The sequence below is a fragment of the Nocardioides sp. Root140 genome, from assembly GCF_001426745.1.
Taxonomy (GTDB): Bacteria; Actinomycetota; Actinomycetes; order Propionibacteriales; family Nocardioidaceae; genus Nocardioides.
Genome location: NZ_LMFI01000017.1, coordinates 122462 through 129635, shown reverse-complemented (window position 1 = coordinate 129635; position 7174 = coordinate 122462). Strand labels below are relative to the sequence as shown.

Annotated in this window: 7 protein-coding genes; all 7 read right to left on the bottom strand. The window is 69.8% G+C overall.

Features of this window, described 5'->3' with window-relative positions:
• Window positions 1-40: 40 nt before the first annotated feature.
• Entirely contained in the window at window positions 41-346 is a 306-nt protein-coding gene (locus tag ASD30_RS25835; RefSeq protein WP_200951272.1) for a hypothetical protein, read from the bottom strand.
• Window positions 347-411: 65 nt separating this feature from the next.
• Window positions 412-1110, bottom strand: a complete 699-nt coding sequence (locus ASD30_RS25830) for a helix-turn-helix domain-containing protein (RefSeq protein WP_056689293.1) — start codon at window positions 1108-1110, stop codon at window positions 412-414.
• A 5-nt stretch (window positions 1111-1115) separates the two neighbouring features.
• On the bottom strand, window positions 1116-1796 hold the full coding sequence (locus tag ASD30_RS25825; RefSeq protein ID WP_056689290.1) for a hypothetical protein: 681 nt from the start codon (window positions 1794-1796) through the stop codon (window positions 1116-1118).
• A 14-nt stretch (window positions 1797-1810) separates the two neighbouring features.
• Window positions 1811-3286, bottom strand: coding sequence for a type IV secretory system conjugative DNA transfer family protein (locus ASD30_RS25820; protein WP_056689287.1), 1476 nt, complete (start codon window positions 3284-3286; stop codon window positions 1811-1813).
• Window positions 3287-3320: 34 nt separating this feature from the next.
• Entirely contained in the window at window positions 3321-3809 is a 489-nt protein-coding gene (locus ASD30_RS27730; protein ID WP_235532684.1) for a hypothetical protein, read from the bottom strand.
• Entirely contained in the window at window positions 3806-4390 is a 585-nt protein-coding gene (locus ASD30_RS27725) for an ATP-binding protein (protein WP_056689283.1), read from the bottom strand. Before ASD30_RS27725 ends, ASD30_RS27730 begins: the two co-directional genes overlap by 4 nt.
• Before the next feature lie 93 nt (window positions 4391-4483).
• Entirely contained in the window at window positions 4484-7141 is a 2658-nt protein-coding gene (locus ASD30_RS25805; protein WP_056689281.1) for an endonuclease/exonuclease/phosphatase family protein, read from the bottom strand.
• Window positions 7142-7174: the final 33 nt, after the last annotated feature.

Here is a 7174-nt window from a genome sequence, read left to right as displayed (position 1 = left end):
TGACTTCGCCGTCCACACCGAAGATCCCGCCGATGGCCGTCTACGTCTTCACGCCTCGCCGCTGGCCCTCAAACCCCACCACTCCCAGGGACTCTGACTGCGGCAGGCGTGCGCCGTACGCCGCTGCCTCTGACCACGTCACCTTCAACACGACCTTCGGCCGGATCCGGCGCCAGGCCTCCTTGTCGGTCCCTGCCGCCCTTATCGCCTCCGAGAAGCCCGAGTGGTCTTCGAGCCAGACCGCCTTGCGGTTGTAGTTGATCCAGCAGCCGTCCTGCGGTGCCGATCGGCCGCCTTCGAGCGTGCCGCGCTCACGGAGGCGATCGAGGAGAGCGTCGGTCGCCATCCCGGCGCCAAGCGACCCCAGCAGTTCCTGTTGCTCCCGGTTCAGCATGCCGCTCGCCCCAAGTCTCACCTGGAGGGTGCAGTTGAGACCGTGAGCCGCTGGCTGTCTTCGTGGTGGCGACGGGCAGTGTCGTTGCGGGCCTGGTCGAGGGCGGCCAGCTGGAGCGTGGTGCTGCGTCCGCCGGCGGCGTCGGGGTCCTCGGCGGGGATGCTGGTCGGCTCCGCGTAGTGGTCGTCGAGTTGGTCGACGACCCGGGCGCAGACTGCGTTGAGGCGCGGGTTGTTCGCGACCTTGTTCTGGGCGTACATGACGCTGGTGTGGTCCTTGCCGAAGTAGGTCGCGATTGCCGGGAGGGTCAGGCCGCCGCGGCGTGCCGCGGTCATGGCCACGGCGCGGGCGTCGGTCACTGCCCGGTGGCGGTCGGCGCTGAGCACGGCGTCGCGGGTGGTGCCGAAGGACTGCGCGGCGGTGGCAATCGCGATCGCGCAGATGCCGTCGGGTCCGACGTCGGCCGCCTCGCCAGTCGCGGTCTCGACGGCGTTGACCTGGGTGGCCAGTGCGATCGCGAGAGACCGCAGCTGCTCGGCGTTCATCTGGTCGAGCGTCCGCTCGACGGCGGACTGATTCGCGTTGGCGACCAGCGCGGGAAATGCCGCCGCCTGCTTGGCGGTGAGTTCGCCATCTGGTGCAGCCGCCTCGGCGGTCTGGTCCTGCTGGTCGTCGACGAGCCTGAGCCGCCGAGTGCTGTTGTCTGGAGTGGCCATCGCGGCTACCACCTTTCGTGAAGGTCGTCGTGGTCGGGCTTGGCGTCGTCGGGTTGGGTGGCGGCCAGTTCACCGGCGCGGTCGACGTCGTCTCGGTAGCGCTGCTTGCGGCCGCGGCGCACCGGCGTGGCGGCGTGGCTCTCGTCGCGTTCGCGCCGGGGCCGGGGCTGGTGCTTGCTTGGCTGGCAGCCGTCGCCGAGCCGGTCCCGCAGCCGCTCGAGGAACCCCGGTAGCGCGTAGCGGTGCCAGTCCTCCAGCGCCGCCGGGGTGACGGCGAAGCTGGTGTAGTAGCGGCTGCAGGCCAGCACGGCGAGGTCGTGCACCAGGTGCGGGTGCGCGGGCCAGCACTCAGGGATCCCGGGGCGGGTCACGTTCCACAGGTGCTGCTCGTTGGCCCACATCGCGACTAGGTCCAGCCACGCCCACAGCTCGGAGCGCATCAGCCCGGTGCATGTGGCCGGGTCCCACGGCCGCGGCATCTGCGCGAGCTCGCGCAGCTCGTCCTCATCGGCTGGCGGTTCGACGGTGGCCTGCTGCAGCTGCTCCATCGCCGTGCGGATCGTGGGGCCGGGCTCGGGAAATGGGCGCACCATCAGCCCGTCCAGCGGCATCATCTGGTTACCGTTCGGTGCGGCGGCCCCACTCGCTGCGCGGGAGGCGACCTGAGAGGGGTGCATCGTCGTCATCGGCTACTCCTCGCCTACTTGGGCATCCCGAGCCGCTGCCGGGTCCTGGCTATCGGCTCGGCCGGCGTCGGGGGCTGGACGGTCACCGGGTGAATGGGCTGTGCGACGGTCTCGTGGCCGCGCGCTGCGAGCCGGGCACGCTTCTGCGCGGCCAGCAGTTCCTTGCCGCGCTTGCCGTCGATGCAGCGGTGCAGGTTCGCGATGATCGGGTCGTACATTTCCGCCAGCACCAGGGCCTTGCGCTGCTCGATGCGGCGCAGCTCGGCGGGTTCGAGGATCGGCACCCGCCGTTGGTCAAAGGACCGGTCCATCACGCCGAACAACTCGTGGCCGCGCGCCGAGTACCGGGTCTCGGTGTGGCTGGTCGACCCGATCAGGTCGGAGAGCTCTTGGTAGAAGCGGATGTCCTTGCCGCCACCGAAGACCACCAGGTTGTTCGACAAACCGTAGATGGTGCGGGCCTCGTCCTCGCCGTAGCAGACCACGAATTGCCGCCAGGTCTGGGCAGCGAGGATGAAGGAGAGCCCGAGGGCACGTTCGTTGGCCATCCGGGTCGACAGCGTCGGGATCGGCGCGGTCGACGGGAGCTCGTCCAGACAGGCCAGGAACGGTGGGCACAGCCGCCCGTGCGGGGAGGTCTCCCCCAGCCGCTTGGCGGTGTCCAGGATCTGCTCGGTGACCGCCGTCATCAGCGGCGACGCACTCGCGTACGGGTCGTCTCGGCCGAGCAGATAGATCGTGCCGCCTGCCCGGATCAGGGCCTCGAGGTCGGTCGCCGGTCGCCTCGCGGAGGGCACGCAGCGTTCCCGGATCGAGCGCTGGAAGAACAGCGCCATGGACTGCTGGACGGTTGTGATCGTGTTGCCGGCGGTCCGCTCGTCGCCGTACAGGGCTCCGCGCAGTAGACCGTCCCACAGCGGCTCCGCGGCCGGGTGGGTACGCAGGATCTCTTCGGCCTGCGGGTACTCGCGCGGGCTGGAGACCCACATCAGCACCTCGTCCAACCCGATGCCGGCGATCGCCGCGGCGTGGAAGTAGGCCTGCAGGACCTTGGCGCATTCGCCGGCGTAGAACCGGGCGGCCTGGTCGGAGGATTGAGCTGTGGCGCCCTTGATGGTGCCGTTGGCGAACGCCTTCGCGCGCCGTTCGGCGTGCATCGCGTCCTCGCAGCCGTTGATCGGGTCCCACACCATCTCGGGGGTGCCGGGGGCGGCGTTGAACGGGTCGAGGACCGCGACTGGCCGGCCGTCGCGTTGCCGGGCCTCCAGGGTGAGGAACAGATCCTCGGGCTTCGTGAGGGTCACCAGCGCGCCACCGGGCGCATCGAGCAGGGCGGGCACCAGCAGGTCTAGGGTCTTGCCGGAACCCTGGGGGCCGATCACGCACGTGGTCCGGTCGAAGGGCACCCACAGTTCGGGTCCGCTGCGCCCGGCCTGGCCGAGCCGCCAGCCCACCTCGTGGGGGTTCACGTGCTTGAGGGCTGTGGTCACGTTGGCTTCCTTTCCGCTGGGCACTTGGGGTCGGCTACTTGCTGCCGACGGGGGTTCGGCGCCCGGAGCGGGCGTAGAGGTCTGGCCGGATCACCGCTGCGCTCTTGCGCAGTCGCGGCACCCCGAGGGCCTCCGCGGCCTGCGTGGGGGTTGCCAGGCCGTGCCGGGAGCCGGTGCCGGTCAGGTCGCGCATCCACATGCCGACAACGACGGCGGCTCCGAGCACCAGGATCTCGCCGAGGAGCGTGAGCACCCACATCACGGCATCCGACGGCAGCGTGTCGGCGACGCCGCGGTGCAGGCCCGCACCGAAGCGGCCGCGCAACAGCCCGGCGTAGGCGTCCAGAAGGTGCCCGTTCGGCAGCGCGAAGCCCCCTGAGGTGGCCCACGCGACACCGCCTTGGACGACCAGCGGCGTGCTCAAGAAGAAGAAGAGCCCGGCCAGGAGGACGGCCACCGTGAACTCGCCCGCCGTCGGGGCGACGTTGGTGAACCGGGCGCGCCGGGAACGCTCCATGCTCATCGCGCCACCGCCCATGCACCGGCCGGTGCCTGCCAGCGGTGACACGGGAAGTCCATCGGCCCCCGCTGATCCGGGATGACCGCGACAGTGCCGATCGGCCAGTCCAAGCGACCCTGCCCGTCCAGGACTGCGGCCTCGGCAGGGTCGGCGTGATCGGGTCGGACCAGGCCCAAGCAGTCGACTTCGTCGTCGAGCAACGCGCGGCCGGCCAGGCTGTTGCCGCCGTGAGAGGTCAGGATCCTTCGCGCCCTTCCCAGCGGCAGGAAGGAGATGCGGCTGTCGTCGAGCAGGTCCATGTCGTCGACCACGACCAGACAGGCTCCCGGACGGCAGTCGCGGCCGACCGGATTCTCCAGCTGCTCGGGGTGCTCGGGCTCGCAGCGCAGGTCTGCCCATTCGCTGGGTGCTTGGGCGTACACGTGGGCATGCCGCCGGGTGTTCGCCAGCCACCACCGGGTGAGGTAGCGCGCGGTGGTGGTCTTGCCTCGGCCGACGTCGCCGACCAGCAGCAGCGGCCGGGCGCTCCTGGTGTCAAACCCGGCGGTCTGGCCGTCGACTGTGGTGCCGATACGTACATCCATGCTTGGAAAGGCAACCCAGAACGGCGCCGATCGGACACACCAGCGCGACTGATTTTCAACTTTCCGCTGCGATCGCCTGTCGTCCCTCGCGGCTTACGCGGCCACCGCCGGCATCCCGCCCAGGTCAAACGCCTGCTTTGGCAAGGCCCAGGTGACCGAGCCACCGGGGGTGTGGACGTCGGCGAACCCGACGCAGCCATAGACGCCGTTCGCGCTACAGCCGTAGTCGTTGCCGAAGATCTTGCCGCCGCCCACGTAGATCGCCACGTGGCCGACGCCGTTGCCGGTGTTGTAGGAGACCACGGCGCCGACGGGCGGGAGCGGGTCGAGGCCTGTCCCCTGGGACTGGGCCAGTCCGGCGTTGATGATGCCTTGGGCGACGTCCTGCCCGTTTCCGTAGCCCCGGCCGACGCCAGGGCCGCCGTAGAGCGCGTCGACGACCTTGGGGCACTGGTTGTCGTAGGTGCAGGGAGCACCGCTGGTCCACGACAGCCCGCAGAGGCCGTTGGAGGTGTTCATCATGGCGTCGAGGCGGGCCTTGAGCGCGGCCGAGAGCTCACCGGCGACCTGGATCGGCGAGGCGGTGCAGCCGCCGGTGTTGCCGACGTTCGTGGTGCCTCCGCCGGTTGCGGCGACCGCCTGGCGGGCGACGTCGAGGTACTGGTGGTAGTCGGTCTTCTCGAAGGGGATCCAGTCGGCGAACTTGGCCTCACCCGATCCGGGTCGAGCGGAGTAGAGCGCGAAGGCGTAGCGGGCGTTGAGGAGCGGGTCGAAGATGTCGGCCCGCGTGTTCCAGCCGGGCACCTTGCCCTTGTGCTGCGCGGAGATCTGCCACAACCCGAAGTGGCTCCCGTTGGTGGCCTCCGGATCCCAGGTGGACTCCACACGGGCGATGGCCACCGCGGTGACCAGGTCCTCCCCGCGGAAGCCGGCCTGGTAGGCGGCCGAGGCCGCAATCTTGGCGGCCTCGAGGTTGCCGGTCGCAGCGACCGGCTGGAGCAGTGTGCCGAGGTTCTCGGAGGTCGGGCACGGCGGGCAGCCGGCAGGCCGGGTGCCGATGGGTGCGTTCGTGCCGGGACCGGCACCATTCATGGCCATACGTGTGAACAACGCGGGGTGATCGGAGTGGACGGCGGCCTTGCTGATCTCCCAGGTCTCCTCGACCGTCACGGGGGCGGCGTAGAAGTTATAGATGACGCCGGAGTCCTTGGTGTACCGGTAGCCGGCCGCCGCCATTCGTGGGGCGGCCGCGTTGGGTCCGTCGTTGGGGTGGGAGTTCATGTCGCCGCCCACCAGCACCGGCCCGTACGGGGCCAGGACGCCGACCAGGCCGGTCAGGTAGTCCATGCCGAGTCCGTACTGTTCGGCGCGGCTCATCGGCGGGTTCCCCCACTGGCGGGGGAACCGATAGACGTTCGTCATGTGGTGGACCGCGATGACCGAGACGACCGCGCCGTCGGAGCGCTGGAAGATGCCCCAGGCGGCGAACCGGTCCCACAGCTTGTTCGTGCCCTTGAACACGGTGTGGTCGTCGTCGACGATCTTGACGCGGCCACCGTCGAGCATCGTCCAGGTGTCCGAGCGCCACATGATCGCGCTCCCCATGGCCTGCCCAGCATCATTTGTGTCCGCCGGCTGCTCCTCGCGGTAGGCGTCGTAGCCGGGCGCGGCGGAACGCATCTGCGACAGCGGCACATCCTCGACCTCGTTGAGCGTGATGAAGTCCGGCGACGGGCCGGCGAGGGCGCGGACACCGGGGTTGAAGCCACCGCGGGTCTTGATGTTGGCGTTCGCGACCAGGACCTGACCGCGGACCGGCCCACCGGGCGTGGCCGTGATGCTGGCGGGCATCACACCCAGACCAGCGCTAGCTCCTGGTCGACCGGACTCTGAGCCGGCCAGCTGGGCGGTGGTGTGGACGAACGGGTGGTCGGTGTAGGTGTGCGCCTTGTCGTTGGTGCTCCGGTCGACCATGGTGCCGGAAAAGGTGACGGCAGGGCTGCCCATGATCCAGTCGATCTGCTGGTCGCTGGGGTTGGCGCTCGACCAACCCGGACCGGCCACCGACAGGAACAGGCGCTTGAACCGGGCCTTGTCGTTCATGTCGCCGACGAGGAACAGGGCCGTGTTGGGATCGCTGGCCTGCAGCCGCCGCAGTGCCGTCGCTTCGGCGCGGACGGCGGCATCGCGCATCGCGTCCGAGCCGCCGACCGCGTTGGCGGGGTTGTGGGCGTTGAGCACCCAGATCGACCCGAGTCCTGAAGTGGAGGTGAACCGCACCAGCGGGACCTGGATCATCGGGCCGCCGTACCTGATCGAGACGTAGCGGACCTCGTCGACGTTCCAGGCCGAGGGCTGGTAAGCGATCGCGTCCGCGGGGGATGAGTGCCCTCGGCGCTTGCCGGCCACGATCTTCCACGCCCCGTCAGTGGCCTCGAGGAAGGCCTCAGCCTGTGGCGGCTCGAACTCCTGGAACCCGATGATCGAGGCCCCTGAGGCGCCGATCTTGGTCACCATGCTCGGCACACGCTCGCCGTAGGGCCGCTCGCCGGGGTGGGGGTTCTTCTTATAGTGCGAAGCGCCGCGCCAGTTCAGCGTGCCGATCCCGAAGGACCCGCCCGCGGTTGAGTTGGTCGTGGTGGCGCATGCCGCGCGGACCGCCTCGATGTTCGCGCTCCCCATGCCCAGCATGAGCAGCATCAGCGGAGCGATCAGCACCAGCGGCAGGCCGAGGAGGATGCCCTTCTTCACGACTACGGCCTCCTCACACAGACGCCGAGCGGC

Bases quoted from the DNA above. Each gene is read 5' to 3' on its own strand.
- ASD30_RS25835 (WP_200951272.1), bottom strand. From the start codon at position 346: ATGGCGACCGACGCTCTCCTCGATCGCCTCCGTGAGCGCGGCACGCTC.
- ASD30_RS25830 (WP_056689293.1), bottom strand. From the start codon at position 1,110: ATGGCCACTCCAGACAACAGCACTCGGCGGCTCAGGCTCGTCGACGAC.
- ASD30_RS25825 (WP_056689290.1), bottom strand. From the start codon at position 1,796: ATGACGACGATGCACCCCTCTCAGGTCGCCTCCCGCGCAGCGAGTGGG.
- ASD30_RS27730 (WP_235532684.1), bottom strand. From the start codon at position 3,809: ATGAGCATGGAGCGTTCCCGGCGCGCCCGGTTCACCAACGTCGCCCCG.
- ASD30_RS27725 (WP_056689283.1), bottom strand. From the start codon at position 4,390: ATGGATGTACGTATCGGCACCACAGTCGACGGCCAGACCGCCGGGTTT.